This is a genomic window from Gemmobacter lutimaris (genome assembly GCF_003570715.1).
Lineage (GTDB): Bacteria > Pseudomonadota > Alphaproteobacteria > Rhodobacterales > Rhodobacteraceae > Gemmobacter > Gemmobacter lutimaris.
Genome location: NZ_QXXQ01000009.1, coordinates 114,856 through 132,091, shown reverse-complemented (window position 1 = coordinate 132,091; position 17,236 = coordinate 114,856). Strand labels below are relative to the sequence as shown.

Annotated in this window: 17 protein-coding genes; all 17 read right to left on the bottom strand. The window is 63.7% G+C overall.

Going from position 1 to position 17,236, the window contains the following annotated elements; genetic code table 11:
• Positions 1-8: 8 nt before the first annotated feature.
• Positions 9-680 (bottom strand): transglycosylase SLT domain-containing protein, encoded by a 672-nt coding sequence (locus tag D2N39_RS15530; RefSeq protein WP_119135690.1) that lies wholly within the window; start codon positions 678-680, stop codon positions 9-11.
• A 74-nt stretch (positions 681-754) separates the two neighbouring features.
• The gene (locus D2N39_RS15525) at positions 755-1,603 is read right to left on the bottom strand and encodes an alpha/beta hydrolase (RefSeq protein WP_119135689.1); all 849 of its coding nucleotides are present in this window, start codon (positions 1,601-1,603) and stop codon (positions 755-757) included.
• Positions 1,600-2,031 (bottom strand): CoxG family protein, encoded by a 432-nt coding sequence (locus tag D2N39_RS15520; RefSeq protein WP_119135688.1) that lies wholly within the window; start codon positions 2,029-2,031, stop codon positions 1,600-1,602. Before D2N39_RS15520 ends, D2N39_RS15525 begins: the two co-directional genes overlap by 4 nt.
• 11 nt (positions 2,032-2,042) lie before the next feature.
• Entirely contained in the window at positions 2,043-2,852 is an 810-nt protein-coding gene (locus D2N39_RS15515; protein ID WP_119135687.1) for an aspartate dehydrogenase, read from the bottom strand.
• A complete protein-coding gene (locus tag D2N39_RS15510; protein ID WP_119135686.1) occupies positions 2,839-3,540 on the bottom strand; it encodes an ABC transporter ATP-binding protein in 702 nt (233 codons plus the stop codon). The genes D2N39_RS15515 and D2N39_RS15510 overlap by 14 nt, the downstream gene beginning before the upstream one ends.
• Positions 3,534-4,289, bottom strand: a complete 756-nt coding sequence (locus tag D2N39_RS15505) for an ABC transporter ATP-binding protein (RefSeq protein WP_119135685.1) — start codon at positions 4,287-4,289, stop codon at positions 3,534-3,536. Before D2N39_RS15505 ends, D2N39_RS15510 begins: the two co-directional genes overlap by 7 nt.
• Positions 4,286-5,257 carry a branched-chain amino acid ABC transporter permease gene (locus D2N39_RS15500; RefSeq protein WP_119135684.1) on the bottom strand — a complete coding sequence of 324 codons (972 nt, stop codon included), beginning with the start codon at positions 5,255-5,257 and terminating at the stop codon, positions 4,286-4,288. The genes D2N39_RS15505 and D2N39_RS15500 overlap by 4 nt, the downstream gene beginning before the upstream one ends.
• Before the next feature lie 3 nt (positions 5,258-5,260).
• A complete protein-coding gene (locus tag D2N39_RS15495) occupies positions 5,261-6,175 on the bottom strand; it encodes a branched-chain amino acid ABC transporter permease (protein ID WP_119135683.1) in 915 nt (304 codons plus the stop codon).
• A 67-nt stretch (positions 6,176-6,242) separates the two neighbouring features.
• Positions 6,243-7,400: an ABC transporter substrate-binding protein gene (locus tag D2N39_RS15490; protein ID WP_119135682.1), complete on the bottom strand. Its 1,158-nt coding sequence runs from the start codon at positions 7,398-7,400 to the stop codon at positions 6,243-6,245.
• 84 nt (positions 7,401-7,484) lie between these two features.
• Positions 7,485-8,033 (bottom strand): 3-hydroxyanthranilate 3,4-dioxygenase, encoded by a 549-nt coding sequence (locus D2N39_RS15485; protein ID WP_119135681.1) that lies wholly within the window; start codon positions 8,031-8,033, stop codon positions 7,485-7,487.
• Between the two features lie 16 nt (positions 8,034-8,049).
• Positions 8,050-9,003 (bottom strand): dihydrodipicolinate synthase family protein, encoded by a 954-nt coding sequence (locus D2N39_RS15480; protein WP_119135680.1) that lies wholly within the window; start codon positions 9,001-9,003, stop codon positions 8,050-8,052.
• The gene (locus D2N39_RS15475) at positions 9,000-11,087 is read right to left on the bottom strand and encodes a xanthine dehydrogenase family protein molybdopterin-binding subunit (RefSeq protein WP_119135679.1); all 2,088 of its coding nucleotides are present in this window, start codon (positions 11,085-11,087) and stop codon (positions 9,000-9,002) included. The genes D2N39_RS15480 and D2N39_RS15475 overlap by 4 nt, the downstream gene beginning before the upstream one ends.
• Before the next feature lie 124 nt (positions 11,088-11,211).
• Positions 11,212-12,513 carry a xylose isomerase gene (xylA, locus tag D2N39_RS15470; RefSeq protein WP_119135678.1) on the bottom strand — a complete coding sequence of 434 codons (1,302 nt, stop codon included), beginning with the start codon at positions 12,511-12,513 and terminating at the stop codon, positions 11,212-11,214.
• Positions 12,510-13,949, bottom strand: coding sequence for a xylulokinase (gene xylB / locus D2N39_RS15465; protein ID WP_119135677.1), 1,440 nt, complete (start codon positions 13,947-13,949; stop codon positions 12,510-12,512). Before xylB ends, xylA begins: the two co-directional genes overlap by 4 nt.
• 1 nt (position 13,950) lies before the next feature.
• Positions 13,951-14,709: an ATP-binding cassette domain-containing protein gene (locus D2N39_RS15460; RefSeq protein WP_119135676.1), complete on the bottom strand. Its 759-nt coding sequence runs from the start codon at positions 14,707-14,709 to the stop codon at positions 13,951-13,953.
• A 12-nt stretch (positions 14,710-14,721) separates the two neighbouring features.
• Entirely contained in the window at positions 14,722-16,035 is a 1,314-nt protein-coding gene (locus tag D2N39_RS15455) for a sugar ABC transporter permease (protein WP_119135675.1), read from the bottom strand.
• Between the two features lie 139 nt (positions 16,036-16,174).
• Positions 16,175-17,200, bottom strand: a complete 1,026-nt coding sequence (gene xylF, locus D2N39_RS15450) for a D-xylose ABC transporter substrate-binding protein (RefSeq protein WP_119135674.1) — start codon at positions 17,198-17,200, stop codon at positions 16,175-16,177.
• Positions 17,201-17,236 lie beyond the last annotated feature (36 nt).

Here is a 17,236-nt window from a genome sequence, read left to right as displayed (position 1 = left end):
TGGTCGTCTCAGGGCAGACGGGCAAACAGGGATGAGCCACCCACGCTGCGCGGCACAAGGGAGCCACGGGCGCTGCGACTACCTGGCTGCAAAAGCGGATAGCGGTTCGGCCTTGGTGCCGGTTCGGCACTGGCCAGCGTCAGCACCGGCACGGGCAATGTTCCCAAGCCGGCGCGAACCGTGCGGAAACGGTCCATATAGCGGCTGGCATAGGTATCGGTTGCCGAATGATACGCGCCCGCCGCTGCCTCCCAATCGCCGGTTTCCCGATATTTCCCAGCCAGATAGCGGGCCGCGTAAAGTGCGTTTTCTTCGGGGTCGAACATGGCCTGCAACGAAGGGAAGGCCCTCGAATGCCAGCGGTGATTCAACTGGAAACAGCCGATGTCGATATTGGTGATCCCGGTCTGAAGCTGATCTTCAACCCAGTCCTGCGCGGCTTTGGCACTGTCGAACCACCACCCCTTGCCGCCCTGATTGACGGCCCAGGGCCAAGGCTCTATCCGACCGGCTTTTGTGCGACCCGTCTCGGTCCGCGTCAGCGCCAGCAGCACGTCCAGCGGCACATCCGTTTCCGCAGCGGCCCGTGCCGCAGCGTGATCGCACAAGTCAGCCGTGCTGGCCAGCGCAGGCAAGGCGGTAAGGCACAGGCACAGTAAGAAGGCCAGAGTGTAGGGCATGAACCGGATTCTCCGCTGGCACCATTCCGCACCAGCCTAGAAGCCGAATCTTTCCAACCGGTAAGCGCCGCCTCTCAGAACAGCCACAAAAGCATCCGCGACAGATCGCTGTCGGCCTCGCAAAGATCGAGGATCACATCGAAATGGTGACGTCCCGCAACTTGCAGCAGCGGTGCGCCGGTCGCTTGGGCATAGGCCGCACTCTGGCGGTGGAATCCGGCCGTTTCCTGCTCGGCCACTGCCACCCCGAGTTTCATGCCACCGGCCGGCAGATGCCGCAGCGGACTGCAATCGGCGATCTGTTCGGGGGTGAAGCCCATCCAGTCCTGCACGGTCATCGCGGCCAGCGGCGCCAGTTCGAACAGCCCGCTGATTGGCAGCGCCCCGCGCAGCGGATGCACCGGCAGCCCGTATTGCGCGGGCCAGTCCGGCGCCGCCAGCGCACCTGTCAGATGCCCCCCGGCCGAACTGCCTGCAACGACGATCCGGCTCCGGTCAATTCCCAGGTCGGGCGCATTGTGCCAGAGCCACGCAACCGACTTCCGCACATCATGCACAATGTCGGCAATGCTGGCAGCGGGTGCCAGCCGGTAATCCGGTGCTGCGGTGGCGATCCCATGCGCCGCCAGCATGGGGGCCGCGAAGGTTGAATGTTCCTTTGATAACGCTCGCCAGTAACCGCCATGGACAAAGACCATCAGCGGACGAAGGCTTGACGGATCGGTGGCCAGCAGATCAAGCCGCTGGCCGGTCACATCGTCAAACAGCAGATTGGCGCGGCAGGGGAGTGTTTCGCGCGCCAGCGCACTTTGCCCGGCATAGGCGTCAATCGTTGCCTCGAACGCTTCGACCGAACAACACTTCCTTGCGGTGTAATCGGCGTCCAGCCGATCCCGCGCCCAGTCTGCCTCGTGACGGATCATGCGACCTTTGTGACCTCGTTGCCCAGATTTTTGAAGAACTGCCCGCCCAGCTTCTGCGCCGTACGGTTGATGACGAAATCGCCCAGACCCGCCGCCTTGATCTTGACGTCAGCCTTGACGGTATAGGCCAGCCGGGTGCCCGCGTTTTCGGGCGCCAGCGTCACATGCACCACACCCTTGGCGCGTTCACCGACATTGGCATTCATGCGCAGTTTCTGGCCCGGCACCTCGTCATGCAGACGCAACCGGCCCGTCACCACGCGGCGGAAGAAGGCGATCTCGATCGCGGCCTTGACCTGCATCTCGGCCGGGCCTTTCGGGGTGACCAGCTCGCAGCCGGGGATGACCCGTTTCAGCAGCTCGGGATCGTGCAGCGCGCGCCACACGGCATCGGGTGCCGCAGCGATAAAAACGGTGTGTTCATCCATGGCCGGTTCCTTCAAATGACGAGCGGACTGGCGCGGTTCTCGATCAGGCGCACCAATGAAAGTGCCGTCATTTCGGAGGATTTGGGATTTGTTGCAAGAGGCCGGTTGTCAAAGACCGCCTCCATGCGGCCAAAAGCACCCTCTGCGGTGATGCGGTGGCGGTTCACCGCTGCCCCTGGATCCGCAATCAGGGCAACCGTGGTGCGATCCAGCCCGATCCCGGCCAGCGCCGAAATCGCCGCGACATTGGCATTTTGCGGGAAATCCGTGGCCGCCTGCCCCGCCGGGCCTTCAAAGAAGGTCGTGGCCTCGGTCAACGCATCAAGATCCAGCAGGCTTTCAGCGGAGGTGCCTTTCCAGGCGCGGGGCGGCTTCACCACCTCGTGCCGCACGCGGTCCAGCGGCAGGCGCGCGGCAGCGGCCAGCGCATCAATACCGCCCAGTGCACCGGGCGGCACGATCAATTGCGCGCGTGCAGCGCGCGCCGCCCCGGTCAGCCGGTCCAGCAAGGCCGGATCGACCAGCGCCGAGGTCGAGGAGACGGCCACATCAATCCCCGCTTCCAGAAGCGGCAGGGCCCAGGGGTCAACGGCAGCGCGGCCCGCAACCTCGATCACCAGCGCGGGGCGCAGGGCGATCAGGCTGGCGGGGTCGGAAACCTGTTCGACACCCGTCGGCAACGGGCTGCGCGGGCTGCTGCCATACCGTAACCCCACCGCCAAAAGCCGCACCGGCGCGCGACGTTCCGCCAGAAGGTCAGCCACGCGCGAGCCGATGGCCCCCCAGCCGATCAGCGCTATGGGCAGATCAAAGCCCGACATAGCCCCGCACCTTTTCGCTGTCCCGGTCCATATCGGCGCCCGTCCCCACCCAGACGGTGCGACCCTTTTCCACGATGTAATGCCTATCTGCGAGCCGCTTCAGCACACCAAGGTTCTTGTCGATCAGCAGGATCGACTGCCCCTCGGCCTTCAGCCGCTCGACACAATGCCATATCTCGGTGCGGATCACCGGCGCCAAACCCTCGGTCGCCTCGTCAAGGATCAAAAGGCGCGGGTTGGTCATCAACGCGCGCCCGACGGCAAGCATCTGCTGCTCGCCCCCTGACAGCGTGCCCGATACCTGACCTGCCCTTTCGCGCAGGCGGGGGAACAGGTCATAGACCCGCTCCAGCGTCCAGGGGTTGTCGCGCTTCAGCCGGTTCGCCGCCGTTGCCACCAGGTTTTCGCGCACGGTCAGGGTGCTGAAGATCTGCCGCCCCTCTGGCACCAGACCGGCGCCGAGCCGGGCAATACGTTCCGGGGTCAGGCCCAGCGTCTTCACACCTTCAAACTCGATGCTGCCTCCCCGCGCGCCCAGAAGGCCCATGATGCAGCGCACGGTCGTGGTCTTGCCCATGCCGTTGCGGCCCATCAGCGTAACCACCTCGCCGTCGCGGATGTCCAGATGGATGTCGAACAGCACCTGACTGGCACCATAGGCGGCTTTCAGTTCGGAAACGCTCAGCACAGTTCGTCCTCCGCGCCCAGATAGGCCTCGCGCACCGCCGGATCATTGCGGATCTCGTCTACCGAGCCCTGCGCGATGATCCGCCCATAGACCAGGACCGAAATCCGGTCGGCCAGTGCGAACACCGCCTCCATGTCATGTTCGACCAGCAGGATCGCGGCCTCCTTGCGGATGTCGCGCAACATGCCGATCATCTGCTGGCTTTCCAGATGGCCCAGACCGGCCATCGGTTCGTCCAGCAAAAGCAGGCGCGGCTGCATCGCCATGGCGACCAGAAGTTCAAGCTGTTTCTTCTCGCCATGGCTCAGATCGGCGACCACCACATCGGCGCGGTCGGCAAGCTGACACCCCGCCAGAAGGCGGTCGGTTTCATCCCAGATCGCGCGGCGCCTGCGCAGCGCATCCCAGATGCGGAAATTGCCGCCCTCGCGCACCTGCACGGCCATACCGATATTGTCGCGCACCGTCATCTCGTCCAGCAGCGAGGTGATCTGAAAGGTCCGCCCCAGCCCGAGGTCAACCCGCGCCGGCACCGGCAGATGGGTGATGTCGCGCCCCGCAAGATGGATGGCGCCCTCGTTCGGCTGCAACTCGCCGCAAAGCTGGTTGATGAGCGTCGATTTACCCGCGCCATTCGGCCCGATCAAAGCATGAATCTCGCCCGGCATGACCTCAAGGCTCACATGGTCGGTCGCCACCAGGCCACCAAACCGCTTCACCAGATTTTCGATCTTCAGGATGGCAGTCATTTGCGGCCCCCCGTGAGGCGCGTGACCAGCGCCATCAACCCGCCCTTGGTGCCCAGCACCACGACCAGCAGGATCAACCCCATGGCCAGCGGCCAGTGTTCCGACCACGACGCCAGCACGCTTTCCAGCGACAGGAGCGCGGCGGCGCCCAGGAATGGCCCGACCAGCGTGCCGACCCCGCCAAGGATGACCATGATCATCAGCTCGCCCGATTTGGTCCAGTGCATCATGTCGGGGCTGGCAAAGCGCAGCACATTGACCATCAGCGCCCCGGCCAGCCCCGCCCCCATGCCCGACAGGATGAAGGCGAACAGCTTGTAGCGATAGGCCGGGATGCCCAGCGCCGCCATGCGGCGTTCGTTCTGGCGGATGCCGGAAATCACGGTGCCGAAGCTCGATTTCGTCAGCCGGCGCAGGCCCAGCGCGAAGGCGACGGTGATCGCCAGCACCACCCAATACATCACCGCCCGGTCGCGGGTATTCAGGAACGGCAGTTCATTGGTGCGGCGCACGATGATGCCGTCCTCGCCGCCATATGTTTTCAGCGAGACGAAGAGGAAGAACAGCATCTGCGCGAAGGCCAGCGTAATCATGATGAACTGCACGCCGCCGGTCCGCAGGCTCAGCGCGCCGATGATGGCGGCGAAGGCACCGCTGACCAGAATGGCCGCGGGCAGCGTGATGAGCATTTGCGTCGTGCCGGGGATGAAACCCCAGAACAGCGTTTCGGTATCGGCGTGGTGATACAGGACGCCCACCACATAGCCCCCGATCCCGAAGAAGGCGGCGTGGCCGAAGCTGACCATCCCGCCATAGCCCAGAACGAAGTTCAGGCTGGCGGCTGCCATGCCATAGATCAGGATGCGCGAGGCCAGCGACAGCAGCGCAGATTGCCCGGTCGCCTGCGCGATGAAGGGCAGCGCGGCGAGGATGACCAGCAAGACGGCGGCAAGGATACGACGGTTCATGGCTCAGCTCCCCGCCGCAAAAAGGCCCTTGGGCCGGACCAGCAGCACAAGCGCCATCAGAAGATAAATCCCCATCGACGAAATGCCGACGCCCAGCGCATCGGCCTCGGGGCCATTCATCACCTGCCGCAGCAGGCCAGGCAGGAATGCGCGCAGCATCGTGTCGATGACGCCCAGTGAAATGCCCGCAACGAAGGCGCCCTTGATCGAGCCGACACCGCCGATGACCACGACGACGAAGGTAGAGAGCAGGATTTGTTCGCCCATGCCCACCTGCACCGCCAGCACCGGCCCGGCCAGAAAGCCCGCCAGCCCCGCCAGCAGCGCGCCAAGACCGAAGACAAGTGTGTAAAGGAGCCGGATGTCTACCCCCAGCGCCCGCACCATCTCGCGGTTGGTTGACCCTGCGCGCACCAGCATGCCGATCCGTGTGCGGTTGATGATCAGGTAAAGCCCCAGCGCCACCAGCAGGCCGACCGCGATGATGAACAGCCGGTAGCTTGGATAAGGCAGGCCGGGGATGACCTCGACCGCGCCGGAAAACAGCTCGGGCAGTTGGGTGAACATCGGCTGACGACCAAACAGCAGAATGATCGACTGGTTGAAAAACAGGATCAGGCCAAAGGTCGCCAACACCTGATCCAGATGGTCGCGGGCGTAAAGGCGCCGGATCACCACTGCCTCGACCACCAGCCCGGTCAGAGCGGCGGCAATCAGCGCCACGGGAACCCCCAGCCAGAAGCTGCCGGTCTGCATGGCAGCCAGCGTGCCGGCATAGGCCCCGATCATGTAAAGCGAGCCATGGGCGAGGTTGATCACCCCCATGATCCCGAAAATCAGCGTCAGCCCCGCGGCCAGCAGAAACAGCATCACGCCATACTGCAAGCCATTGAGCAATTGTTCGAGAAACAGGATCATGCGCCCGCCCGATCAGATGTCTGGATTGTCAGGGAAACGGGCCGGGGCATTTCCCGGCCCTGCGCCGTTACATCTTGCACTCGGCCGCGTAGACGTCACCCACATCGTCACGCAGTTTTTCCTTGGTCACCCACACAGGCTTGCCATCCGAACCGGCCACGATATCGACCATATACCAGTCCTGCACCGGGTGCTGGTTCTGCCCGAACTTGAAATCGCCACGGGTCGAGGCAAAATCGGCCTCTTTCAGCGCGGCACGGAAGGCATCCAGATCGTCGATCCCGCCGGTCTTCTTCAGGGCCGAGGCGATCAGCAGGCCCACGTCATAGGCTTGCTGGCCATAGGTGGTCAGAGGCTTGTCCGGGTGCTTGGCAGCCCAAGCCGTGACCATAGCCTTGTTCGCGTCATTGTCGAAATCGGCATTCCAGTGCGTCGTGGCCTTCAGACCCACCGCCGCTTCACCCACAGCCCCCAGAATGACGCCATCGGCCGAAGGTTCGGACACGATCATCGGCACATCTTTCGACAGACCTGCCTGCACATATTGCTTGAGGAAGGCGATCCCCATGCCGCCCGGATGGAACTGGAACACCGCATCCGGCGCGGCGGCGCGGATCTGGGCCATTTCCGGCGCGAAGTCGGTCTGTTCAAGCTGGGTATAGATCTCGGTCACATCGCCACCGAATTCGCGCTTGAACCCGGCAATGGCATCCTTGCCCGCCTGATAGTTGGGAGCCAACGCCACAACCTTCTTGTAGCCCAGCGCCTTGGCGGCAGCACCCGTCGCCTCATGCAGCGAGTCGTTCTGCCAGCTGACCACGAAATAGTTCTTGTTGCAGCCCGCACCGGCAAGGCTCGACGGGGCGGCGTTCGGGCTGATGTAGATGGCGTCGTTTTCCACCACTTCCGGCACAGTCGCCCCGGCGACGTTCGAGAAGATGATGCCGGTGATCAGCTTGATGCCTTCTTCGTTCAGGAACTTGTCGGCGATCTGAAGACCGTTGCCGGGCTTCAGACCGTCATCTTCGACCACCAGTTCCACATCGACACCGCCCAACTTGCCGCCTTCCTGGTCGATGGCCAGTTGCAACCCATCACGCACCTGTTCACCCAGATAGCCGGCGGGGCCGGACAGCGTGGTGATGACGCCGATCTTCAGCGGCTCTGCAAGCGACGGAAGGGTGGTAAGCGCGAGAAGGCTCGCTGCCGTCAGCAGTTTTTTCATTGATGTCTCCCATGTTGGGGCCGTTTTGGCCTTGTTGTTGAAGGTAGCATGCCACAGCGGGCAAATATTTCAAGCATAAAATATCTAGAGTTTCACCCAGCCCTCCGGCGGTTCCTTGCCGGGGTGGATCGTGCCGCAATTCGGGCAGGTGCGCGCCTCTTCATCGGCGTAGAAGGCTTTGTAGATCGGCGGCAGGTCATCGACGATGCTTTCCAGATCAACCTCGGCCCGATGCACAAGGCTTTGACATTCAAAGCAATACCACTCCACCGCGTCAAGCGCGCCGTCCGGGCGGGCAGGCTCGATCACCAGCCCGATGCTGCCTTCCTGCGGGCGCTGCGGCGAGTGGCGCACATGCGCAGGCAGCAGAAAAACATCGCCCTCGCGGATCGGCACATCATAGAAATCGCCGGTTTTCGTATCATGCAGCTTCAGAAGCATGTCGCCCTTGAGTTGATAGAAAAACTCTTCCACCGGGTCGTCATGGTAATCAGTGCGCTTGTTCGGACCACCGACCACGGTGACCATCAGGTCCGAATCCTTGAACACCATCTGGTTGCCGACCGGCGGTTTCAGCAGATGTTTGTGTTCGTCGATCCATTTCTGGAAATTGAAGGCAGCGAGGCGGGTCATCGTGATCTCCCTGTGATCAGAGTTTCAGGCCGCAGGCTTCAAAGGCCGCACGGGTCGCGCGTTTCTCGTCTTCGGTCAGTTCAAGGCAGGGCGGGCGTACGCGGCCGCCGGTCTGGCCCAGCAGGTCTTGCCAGTATTTCTGGTGGCTGTGCGGCTTTTCCGCCGGGCGGGTGGATTTCAGCGCATGGCGCACGGGGTCAAGGCTGTCGCGGATCGCCCGCGCCTCGGCCGCCTTTCCGGCAAAGGCGAGGTCGGTATATTGCCGCATCCGCCGGTCATTCTTCGTCTGGATCAGATAGGGCGGCGAGGAACAGAGATAGAGCCGCCAGTCCAGTTCAAGGATATTGTCCAGCCATTCCTCCTCCGACGCGGTAGAGACGATAATGCGGTCGCCGGCCAGCCGGGTCAGTTCGGCATACATCTCGCGCGGGACGGAATATTTGATCGCCACCACGGTTTCGATGTCGGCCAGCCGGTTGCAAAGCTGCGGGCTCATCAGATAGCCGCTGTCCGGGTGGCTCCACAGCGCGATGCCGATATCCACCTTGCTGGCGATGGTTTCGTAATAGCGCAGCAGGGTTTCATCCTGTTCCTTGAAGAAATGCAGGATCGGCGCGTGGACGACGATGTAATCGGCGCCGCAGGCCTGCGCGTGTTTCGCCAGATCAATCACCACATCCATGTTCTGATCGGAACAGGACATGATGGTTTGCGCCCGGCCGCCCGCCGCCTCGACCGCAAGGTCGAAGCTGCGCTTGCGCTCGTCCAGCGACATCGAGAAGAACTCGCCCTGCTTGCCAGCGATGAAAAAGCCATCGATCCCCAGATCCTCGATCCAGTGATCCATGTTGCGGCGAAAGCCATCCTCGTCGATCGACAGATCCTCGCGGAACGGCATCAGCGCCGCCGCCCAGATGCCGCGCATATGGGCGAAAGCGTGGGATTTGGCGGTTTCACGGGTATATTTCATGGCTCAAGTCCTGTCATGGCGCGCCAGAGTTTTTCCGGCGTCAGCGGAAGTGAAAGATCAGGGGCGTCGAAGGGCAACAGCGCGTCCTGCACCGCGTTCAGCAGCGCGGCGGGCACGCCGATGCAACCGGCCTCACCCACGCCCTTGAAGCCCATCTCGTTGGCGGTGCTGGGCAGCGGCTGACTGATCAGCCGCACGGGCGGCATGTCGCTGGCGCGGGGCACGGCGTAATCCATCAGACTGCCGGTCAGCAGTTGGCCGTCGGCATAGGCCATGCGTTCCATCGTGGCCGCGCCAAGACCCTGGGCCAGGCCGCCAATCAGTTGACCTTGCACCAGCATCGGGTTCAGCACACGCCCCGCATCATCAACCCAAGTGATACCCTCGACCGTCAGATGGCCGGTATCGGGGCAGATCGCCACCTCGGCCAGCACCGCGCCCGAAGCCCAGGCCTCGCCCGGCGCCTCATAGCGCTCCTTGACCGAAACGGGGCCGATGCCGGTCCAGTCCTTTCGCGGGCCAAGCTGGTCCAGCAACCGTCGCGCCGCGCGGGCCATGGCGGTGCCGCCGATGGCGGTCGAACGCGACGCAAGCGCGCCGATGCCTTCGGGCACCGCCTCGGTATCGCCCTGCACCACGCGCACGCAGTCGGGGGTCACACCCATGACCTCGGCCACGATCTGCGCAAAGGCGGTTTCGCGGCCCTGCCCCTGTGCCGATGATCCGGTCAGCGCGGTGAAGCTGCCATCGGCCTCCAGCCGCAACTCGGCACTTTCCCAACCCTGTCCGCAAGGTTCGATATAGAGCGCGAGACCAAGGCCGCAGACCGCACCCGCCGCGCGTCTCTCGGCCTGTCGCGCCCGCAGGCCCGCGTAATCGGTTTCGCGTTCCAGTCGGTCCAGCAGCGCTGCGAAATCGCCGGAGCAGATCGCCTCACCCGTCGGCGTCGCGCGCGGAAAGGCGCCGCGATAAAGCGCGCGGCGCCGCATCTCCAGCGGGTCAAGGCCCTGCGCCTGCGCCGCCTTGTCGATCAGCCGCTCCATCAGCATCGCCGCTTCGGGCCGGCCGGCACCGCGATAGATGTTCACAGCCGCGCCCGGCGTCAGATGCGCCTGCGCCTCGATGTCCACCGCCTCGATGGCGTAGGGTCCGGGCAGGATGCGCCCCGCGTTGCGGATCGGCGCCAGCGCCGAATAGGGCATCCAGTGGCCCAGCGGAAAGCGCAGCTCCGCCGACAGCGCAACAGGCAGGCCCTGATGATCCAGCGTCAGCACGGCGCGGGTTTCGCCACCGCGGCCTTGCGTCGCCGCCTGAAACTCCTCGGAACGGGCGGCGGTCCATTTCACCGGACGGCCGAGCCGCAACGCCGCCAGTGCCACCACCGCATCCTCGGGCATCAAGGACGCCTTGCCGCCAAACGCGCCGCCCACATCCTGCGTCAGCACCCGGATCGCGCTGGGCGCAAGGCCAAGGATCGCCGCCAGATCGGTGCGACAGCGTTGCGGCGTCTGGGTCGACAGATGCACCTTCAGCCCAGCCCCTTCCGGCAGCGCCAGCGTCGCGCGCGGCTCCAGCGCCATCGGGGCCACAAGCGCATGATCAAGCTGCACCGAAATCTCGCGTCCGGTCTGCGGAACGCCGGATTGCCAGCGATGGCGCAGCACGCGGCGGGTGGCCAGCGGTTCTTCGGCGATGTCGAAGGCAATCAGTTCCACTGCATCGCGCGCGGCCTCGCGGGTTTCGGCGATCACGGCGGCAATCGCCTGCCCGACCGCCTTCACCCGGCCCGAAGCCAGCGGCTCCAGCGGATGCACCTCGGCGCCTGGCAAAAGCGCGTTTACAGCCGCCTGCCCCAGCCCGGCAAAATCTTCGGCAGTCAGCACGGTGACCACACCTTCGGCATCAACGGCGTCCGAGACATCCAGATCTGTGATGCGCCCAGCCGCATAGGGGCTGCGCAGGAATTCGAGGAAAAGGCACCCCTCGGGCTGATGATCGTCAACGAAACGACCCGCACCTTTCAGCAGCCGCGCATCCTCGCGCCGCACCATCGCCTTGCCGATCCATGGGACTGTCTGCTGCATCCGATCCTCCGATACCGGCAACAGACCATGTTCACGAACATTCAAAAAGACGGATTTATTCTATATTTTGATAGTATAATCAATATGTATGGCCGGACATATCACTATGCCCGGCCGCGTCGCCTCAGATGAAGCGGTTCCACAGATTTTCAAGCCGCTCCTGCCGACCGGATTTCGGCTGCGGCTCGATGCCTTCGGCCGTCACCCGCGCCGCCGCCTGCTCCAACGAGCCTTCCAGCATCGCTTTGGCAGCAGGCGCCTGCCAGCCCGCGTAGCGCGCTGCGCGTGCGGCCTCCAGCCCCCCATCTTCCAGACAGGCAGCCGCCGCCTTCAACGCCCGCGCACAGGTATCCATACCACCGACATGGGCAAGGATCAGATCCTCGGGGTCGAGGCTTTGGCGTCGGATCTTGGCGTCGAAATTGGTGCCGCCGGTGGTATAGCCGCCCGCGCGCAGGATTTCGTAGAACGCCAGCGCCTTTTCCGCATGATTGTTCGGGAACTGGTCGGTATCCCAGCCGGATTGATAATCGTTCCGGTTCATGTCGATGGACCCGAAGATGCCCAGCGAGGCCGCCAGCGCGATCTCATGCTCGAAGGAGTGTCCGGCCAGGATGGCATGGCCCTGCTCGATGTTCACCTGCACCTCCTTTTCCAGACCGAATTGGACAAGGAAGCCATAAACGGTGGCCACATCGTAATCATACTGGTGCTTTGAAGGTTCCTGCGGTTTCGGCTCGATCAGGATGGCGCCCTTGAAGCCGATCTTGTGCTTGTAATCGACCACCTGTTGCAGGAAGCGCCCCGCATGTTCGCGTTCGGCCTTCAGATCGGTATTCAAGAGCGTCTCATAGCCCTCGCGCCCGCCCCAGAGGACGTAGTTCTGCCCGCCCAGCCGATGCGTCGCATCCATGTTCGCCTTCACATTGGCGGCGGCATAGGCATAGACGTCCGGGTCAGGGTTGGTGGCCGCGCCCGACATCCAGCGTTTGTGGCTGAACATATTGGCGGTGCCCCACAGAAGCTTGGCCTTGTGGCCAGCCTGCTTTTCACCGAGGTAGTCCACGATTTCCTCAAGATTGCGCAGGCTTTCGGCGAAAGTGGCCCCTTCGGGCCGGGCATCGGCATCGTGGAAGCAGTAGAAGGGCGCGCCGAGGATGTCGAACATCTCAAACGCCACATCGGCCTTGAGCTTCGCCAGCGCCATACTGTCGCCGAACCACGGGCGGTCGAAGGTCTGGCCGCCAAAGGGGTCACCGCCCGGCCAGGCAAAGCTGTGCCAATAAGCAATGGCAAAGCGCAGGTGATCTTCCATCCGCTTGCCGAGGATCACCTCGTCGGGGTTGTAGTGGCGGAAGGCAAATTCATTCGCACTGTCAGGGCCTTCGTAGCGAATTGCCGGAATACCCTTGAAGAAGTCGGTCATGTCAGTCCTCGGATTGCGGATTGTGCGGCGCGGAACCGGGCGTGGCCCGCGTCGAAAGCGTCGGAAAGCGCGGCAACCGGCTCGATCACGCGCGCAATAGGTGGCAGGGTGGCGACTTCGGCCCCCGCACCGGTGGCAGCCATCAAGGCCAGCCGGGCGGCGCCAAAGGCTCCGCCGAAATCCCCGGCCTCTGGCAGCAGGACCGGAACGCCCAGCGCGGTGGCTATGGTTTGCAGCCAGTAGTCGGAGCGAGAGCCGCCGCCAACCGCGATCAGCCGCTCCAGCCGTGTGCCGGTGGCAGCCAGTGCATCGCGGCAGTCGCGGAAGGCGAAGGTCACGCCCTCCAGCACCGCGCGCGTTCCCGCCGCTCGGTCGGTCGCATGTTCCAGCCCGGTAAAGGCGCCGCGCACTGCCGCATCGTTCAGCGGCGTGCGCTCGCCGCCCAGATAGGGCAGGAACAGCGTTTTACCGGGTGCCTGCAACGCGCCGAGTTCAGAGGTCAACGCCGCGGCGTCCCGATCCACGAACCGGCCATACCAGTTCAGCGCATCAGTCGCAGCGAGGATCACCCCCATCTGATGCCAGGTCTGCGGCAGGGCGTGGCAAAAGGTATGCACAGCGGTTTCCGGCGCTGGCTGATAGCCATCGTTCGCGGCAAACAGCACACCCGAGGTGCCGAGGCTGACGAAAGCATCGCCCGCCCGCACCACACCGACGCCAATGCCAGAGGCCGCATTGTCGCCACCACCGCCCGCGACCACTACCCCCTCGGGCAGGCCCCAGCGCCGCGCGAGTTCCGTCCGCAGCAAACCCGAAACCTCGGATCCTTCGACCAGCCGGGGCATTTGCGCCCGGTCAAGCCCCGTTGCCGCCAGCAGATCGTCAGACCAGTCGCGCGCGCCGGTATCGAACCAACTTGTCCCGGCGGCGTCCGACATCTCGGCCACATGCTCGCCCGTCAGCCAAAGCCGCAGATAATCCTTCGGCAACAGCACCTTGGCGACGCACTGCCAGACCTGCGGCTCGTGCGTGCGCAGCCAGTCGAGCTTGGGCGCGGTGAAGCCCGGAAAGACGATATTGCCGGTGATCCGGCGGAACATCGGGTCGCCGTCCAGCACCGCTGCCTCGGCATGGGCGCGGGTGTCGTTCCACAGAATGCAGGGGCGCAGCACCTCGTCCGCCGCATCCAGCAGGGTCGCGCCATGCATCTGCCCGGACAAGCCGATGCCCTTGACCACCGAAAGGTCAGCCTTGCGGGCCAGTCCGTCCATTACCGTTTCCGCCGCCGCGATCCAGTCGGCGGGAGCCTGTTCGCTCTGGCCTTCCGCCGGGCGGGAAACAGCCAGGGAGGCGATGGCTTCTGCCACCACCTCCTGACACTCGTTAATCAGGATACCCTTAAGCCCGGAGGTTCCGAGATCCAGTCCGATATACATGTCAATATGCCTGCGGGGGTTTCTTGCCGAGGATGATCATGCCCAGAATGTCATCGTCGGTCACATCACCCACATTCACCGTGCCGACCCGCTGGCCGTTCTTCATGACCACGGCGCGGTCACACAGTTCCATCACCGCATGGATGTCATGTTCGATCAGAAAGATGCCCAGACCCTGTTTCTTCAGTTCGGCAATGAGTTCCGCCACCATCTGCGTCTCGTGCGGGCCAAGCGCGGCGGTCGGCTCGTCCATGATGAGGATCTTCGCGTTGAAATAGACCGCCCGCGCAATGGCAACCGACTGCCGCTGCCCGCCTGACAGTGCCGAGACCGGCACGTTGAACTTGCGGAAGTTCGGGTTCAGCCGACCCATGATCTTGCGGGTCTCGGCCTCCATCGCGATGTCGTTCAGAAAGCCGCCGGGCCCGACCAGTTCGCGCCCGAGAAACAGGTTCGACGCGGCATCAAGGTTATCGGCCAGCGCAAGTGTCTGGTAGATCGTCTCGATATTGTAGCTGCGCGCGTCGCGGGGGCTACGGATCTCGGCCTTGTCGCCGTTGATGAAAATCTCGCCGCTGTCCATCTGATAGGCACCGGAAAGGCACTTGATGAGCGTCGATTTCCCGGCACCGTTATGGCCCAGCAGACCCACAACCTCGCCCGGATAGAGGTCGATCGTCACATGATCCACCGCCTTGATGCCACCGAAGGAGATGGAGATGTCGCGCATCTCGACCAGCGGGGTTCCCTTGTTCGTCATGATCCTTCCCCCTTATTTGGCGCGTTTGCGGTAAACGATGTCCAGCCACACGGCGAGCACCAGAACCGAGCCGACAACGATGTTCTGAAGCGCCGCATCAAAGCCGATCAGCACCATGCCGGTTTGCAGACTCTGCATCACCAGCGCCCCGATGATCGCGCCGTAGATGGTGCCGACGCCCCCCGCCAGCGATGTGCCGCCGATGACCGCCGCCGCGATGACATAAAGCTCGTCCAGCGTGCCCAGTGCATTGGTGGCCGAGTTCAGGCGGGCCGAGGCCACGACCGAGGACAGGCCAGTCAGAAAACCCATGACGGCGAAGATCTTGACCGTCATCCACTTGGTATTGATGCCCGACAACTCGGCCGCGTCGGGGTTGCCACCCATCGCAAAGACATAGCGGCCAAAGCGGGTGCGGGTCGAAATCACCGTCATCACGACACCGACCCCCATCAGGATCAGAACCGGGATGGCCCAGCCATGGCTGATGAACAGCCCCGCCTCGGTCAGTTCGATGTTGTTCGCCGCCGCATATTGGCGGACGATCCCCTTGGGCCAGGGATAGGCATTGACCAGAAGCGTCGCGCCGATCACCAGACCGCAGCCCAGCGCAGCCAGCACGCCCTCGGCCCAAACCGGGCGTTGCGGGAAATCATGCAGCGCACGGGTTCGGCGCCCATTCCACAACATCCAGAGGATTGCGGCGCAGGCAATCAGGGCAACGATCCAGCTTCCCGTGGCGCCGATGGCGCCATAAGGCCCGCCCCCCAGCAGCGAGAAGGTGCTGTCCAGCGGCGAGATGGTCTCGCCCCGCGCCAGAAGGAAAGCAAAACCGCGCCAGACCAGCAATCCGCCCAGCGTCACGATGAAGGCCGGGATACCGCGATAGGCCACCAGCCAGCCATGGAAGGCCCCGATGGCCGCGCCCAGCGCCATGCCGACCAGCGCCGTGATGACCCAGATGAGCGGATGGCCGAGGCCCAGAAACTCGGGCAGGATGCGGGCCTGCACGATGCCCATGACCATGGCGCAGAAACCCAGAACCGAACCGACCGACAGGTCGATGTGACGAGTCACGATCACCAGAACCATGCCACAGGCCATGATGCCGATGGAGGCGGTCTGGACCGACAGGTTCCACAGGTTGCGGGGGGTGAGGAATGAACCCGAACCCTTGAAAAAGACACCGAAAAGGTGGAAGCCGACCCAGATCAACAGCAGCGCGCCGATCATGCCCAAAAGGCGGGTGTCGATTTCGGTCGCTTTCAGAAAGCGGGTGACGGGGCCGGAGGTCACTCCGGCATGGGTATTCTGGGATGATGACATGGGGGCGTCCGGCACTACGGTGAAAAGGGTGCAGACGGGCGAGGCGAAGGGCCATATCCGCCGGGCCGTTGTCGCAACTCGGGCGGCCTCGCCGCCCATGAAAACCGGCGAGGGTCAAAGACCCCCGCCGATGAAGGCCTTACTTGCAGGCAGCCACGTCGTCGGCCGCACCTTCGCAGGCCTGCTCTTTCGAGATATGGCCAGCGTCGATCACCACATTCAGGTTTTCCTTGGTGATCGGGGTCGGCGCGAGGAAAATGGCGTTCATTTCAACGCCTTTTTCCCCGCCCGAGAACTTGGACGCACCGTCAACGGCATCCAGCGCGGTGCCACCCGCCAGCGCCGAAGCGATCTCGGCCGCCTTGGCGCCAAGCTGACGCGAGTCTTTCCAGACCGAAACAGTCTGGGTGCCCCGCGCCACGCGGTTCAGTGCGGCAAGGTCGCCGTCCTGTCCGCCGATCGGGATATTCAGACCCTGCGCCTGAAGCGCGGCGATGGCGCCACCGGCCATGCCGTCATTCTGCGCCAGAACCGCATCAACCTTGTTGTCGTTGGCGGTCAGGATCTGTTCCATGTTCTCTTGTGCACCCTCGGGCTTCCACCCTTGGGTGAATTGCTCGCCCACGACGGTGATGTCGCCCGCAGCAACCTTCGGCGCCAGCACCTCTTCCATGCCTTCACGCAGGAAACCTGCATTGGCATCGCCGGGGTCGCCCTTGATGATGGCGTAATTGCCTTTCGGCGCGGCAGCCACAACTGTTTCCGCGATGATCTTGCCAACGCCCTTGTTGTCGAAGGTCAGATAGAAGGCGCGCGGGTCTTCGATCAGCCGGTCATAGGCCACAACCGGAATCCCCTCGGCGGCGGCTTTCTCGATGGCCGGGCCGATGGCATCCTTGTTATAGGCCAGCACGATCAGCGCATCGGCGCCCTGAGTGATCAGCGCCTCGATGTCGGTCAGCTGCTTGGCCTCGGAGGCCTGCGCATCTGCCGAGATATAGCTGTTGCCAGCCGCTTCCAGCGCGCCCTTGATGGCGGCTTCATCGGTTTTCCACCGTTCTTCCTGAAAGTTCGACCAGCTCACCCCGATGGTCAGGCCTTCGGCGAGCGCAGCCGAATTGAAGCCGGCAGCCGCCACGACCGCGGCGATCAGCGCATTACGCATGTTTCTCCTCCCTATGGATGCGGCCAGCGAATGGCC